The organism is Persicitalea sp. (assembly GCF_041751555.1).
Classification (GTDB): Bacteria; Bacteroidota; Bacteroidia; order Cytophagales; family Spirosomataceae; genus Persicitalea.
The window spans coordinates 1-2760 of record NZ_JBGSXF010000557.1 but is presented as its reverse complement, the minus strand read 5'-3'; the positions used below and the strand labels follow the sequence as shown (position 1 = coordinate 2760).

At 53.5% G+C, this 2760-nt stretch carries 3 protein-coding genes; 1 reads left to right on the top strand and 2 read right to left on the bottom strand.

Annotation, left to right across the window (positions count from 1 at the left end; all coding sequences use genetic code 11):
- A partial coding sequence (locus tag ACEW8P_RS19945) for a sulfatase-like hydrolase/transferase (protein ID WP_373514832.1) occupies nt 1-921 on the bottom strand: 921 nt, incomplete at its 3' end.
- Nucleotides 922-1093: 172 nt separating this feature from the next.
- On the opposite strand from ACEW8P_RS19945, the gene ACEW8P_RS19940 reads away from it, so the two are divergent.
- Nucleotides 1094-1267, top strand: coding sequence for a hypothetical protein (locus ACEW8P_RS19940; RefSeq protein ID WP_373514831.1), 174 nt, complete (start codon nt 1094-1096; stop codon nt 1265-1267).
- A gap of 126 nt (nt 1268-1393) precedes the next feature.
- Here the strand turns inward: ACEW8P_RS19940 and ACEW8P_RS19935 are convergent.
- Nucleotides 1394-2760 (bottom strand): type I restriction enzyme endonuclease domain-containing protein (locus ACEW8P_RS19935; RefSeq protein WP_373514830.1); only part of this gene is annotated, 1367 nt, incomplete at its 5' end.

Sequence of the window (2760 nt, the reverse complement as noted above, 5' to 3'; positions counted from 1 at the left end):
CGGCTGTGGCTCAAAGCCTTTCTGAAAACGGTCGCCGTTCGGTAACAGGTAGTTGTTTACCAGTTCGCCGGAAGCCTGATAGGCGAACTTTGGCGAGTCGGTAGCGAATTCCTGATAGGCTGCTGTGTTGATCTCCTCCCGATCGTACAAATCCCAGTATTTCTTGGGTGAGACAAACGGCAAATGGGGCCGCACGAAGCCCACGGCGTAAAAAAACGGCTGGTTACCTTTGGCTAGCCGGGCTATGGTAGCCATGGCTTTTTTGGCTACGGCCCCATCTTGATAAGCATCGTCTGGTACCTCGGCGGACTCTACCGCCGGACCACGGTTCAGTTTGAGGTAGGCCTGTAATTTCTCGCCTTTCAGACCCAGTTTTTCGGCTTTCGCCCGGATGTCCGCCAATAGTTCCAATGTTTCGGGGCCCTGGTAGTAGTTGGCTTTTGGACGTCCGTAGCCCACTGCATAATCCCCTTCTTCTAGCTTGTCGAAAGGAACCGACCAGGAAGGCTCATCCAGCATTTTGTCCACCGAGCGGCTATCGAATACTTTGCCCAGCCCGGTGGTTGCGTAGCCATTCTGGTGGAAGTACTGCGGCAGGGTCAGGATGCTGGGGTTTTTATCACGCATCTGCGTTTCCAAATCCCAGACCTGCGTATAGTCGGGCCGCATTCCGGTGAGCAGGCTGGCGCGGGTCGGGGCACAGACGGCCTGCTGGCAGTAGTTGTTCAAGAACACTGTTCCCATCCGGGCCAGGCGGTCGATATTTGGCGTTTTCATGCGCGACTCGCCGTAGCTGTTGAGCAGCGGCTTAAGATCGTCCACGGCGATGAAGAGGACGTTGGGCTTGGTTTTCTGCGCTTGGGAGGTCGAAGCGGACAGCAGGACGACCGACAAAGCGAGGAAGGCAATTGTTTTGCGCATTTTTCGGGAGTTTGAGAAAGTACTTTCTGATAAGGAAAAGGCGGTTGGGTTTTACTTTAAGGACGTAAAGGCGTGGGGACGTTGTTATGCGGTGTTGCGGTTCCTGGTTGTCAAAAAACCGCCGACTACTTTGCAGGAATTCGTATTTTAGAGCCCAAAAACTATCGCGATTATGGAAACGCTAAACAAACCCATCAGCGGCATTGAGTTCGTCCGCCACCTGATGCACGTCAAGGAGCAAGCCCAGCGCGACGCAGTGGAGAATTACCGGAACGACCCGGAACTTCGAGCCGCTTACGCACGACTAAGCCAAAAAAACAGAGAAACCCGTGACGAACCAAAGTGAGCCGTATAAGTTTGAGCTTGCGGACGGGGAAGAAAATGTGTAGCTGCCGACCACAATTTGCAATCGGTGTTAGTGTGGGTTGCTCGGGTACTACTCATTAGGATATTGTCAAGAAGAGGCGAATATTTATTCCGTAAATTCATTTGCAATCATCTCAGCTTGCTTTAATACGGTTTCGGTAGCGAGTTTTTGCATATCAGGCGGATAGCCAAACTGCCGCAGAGTTCTCTTAATAATTACCCGCAACTTGGCTCTAACACTTTCTTTTATCGTCCAGTCAATAGAAGCATTTTTCCTCACCCGTTCGGTCAGCACCACGGCCAGTTCACGGAGTTGGTCTTGCTGCATGAGTTGCTTGGCGCTGTCGTTGTCGGCCACAGCGGTGTAGAAAGCATACTCGAAGTTGGATAAGCCCATCGTCTTGGCCTCCTGATCCATATGGACGATTTCCCGGCTCAGTTTGATAAGTTCGTCCATAACCTCGGCGGCGGTCAGGATTTTGTTATGGTAGCGCTTGATGGCGTTCTCGAGCATTTCCATTAAAGATTTACTCTTGACCAGGTTCTGCTTCGACCGCGCTTTGATTTCGTCATTGAGGAGTTTCTTCAATACCTCCAGGGCGACATTCTTGTGTTCCATACCTTTGAGTTCCAGCAAAAACTCTTCCGAGAGTATAGAAATATCAGGCTTCTTGATGCCCGCTGCGTCGAATACGTCGATGACCTGCTCCGACACCAGCGCCCGGTCAATCACCTGTCGGATGGTGGTTTCGATCTCCTCGTCGCTACGGCCCGCGCCAGTACCGCCGAATTTAGCAAGCCGCGCTTTCACCGTTTGAAAAAACGATACCTCGTCCTTAACATCCATCGCTTGCTCGTGTGGCACCGCAATGGCAAAGGCTTTAGAAAGTGCAGTCACTTGGTTGATGTAGCGCTTTCTGCCATCGGGCAAACCTAATACGTGTTCCTCGGCGGCCAGGATTAGAGACAGCTTTCGGGCAGTATCAGCATCAAAGTAATCTTCGTAGGGAAAGCCGTGGTACATCGCCGAAACTACTTCCAGTTTTTCCAGCATCAGGGCAACGGCTTGTTCCTGCACGGCGGCCGGGTCGCCCTTGCCACCCGCGTCGGAGTAGAATGCAAGCGCTTTTTTTAAGTCAGCGGCGATGCCGAGGTAGTCGACCACCAGGCCGCCGGGCTTATCGAGATAGACCCGGTTGACGCGGGCAATCGCCTGCATCAGGCTGTGGCCGCGCATGGGTTTGTCGAGGTAAAGGGTATGCAGACTGGGCGCGTCGAAGCCCGTCAGCCACATGTCGCAGACGATGACCAGCTTGAGCGAGTCCGCCGGGTCTTTCATGCGGTCGGCCAGTAGCTTGCGCTGCTGCTTGGTGGAGTGGTGGCGGGCCATTTTGGGGCCGTCGGACGAAGCCGAGGTCATCACGACCTTGATTGCTCCCGCGTTCAGGTCGGCGGAATGCCATTCGGGCTTCA

Bases quoted from the DNA above. Each gene is read 5' to 3' on its own strand.
- ACEW8P_RS19940 (WP_373514831.1), top strand. From the start codon at position 1,094: ATGGAAACGCTAAACAAACCCATCAGCGGCATTGAGTTCGTCCGCCAC.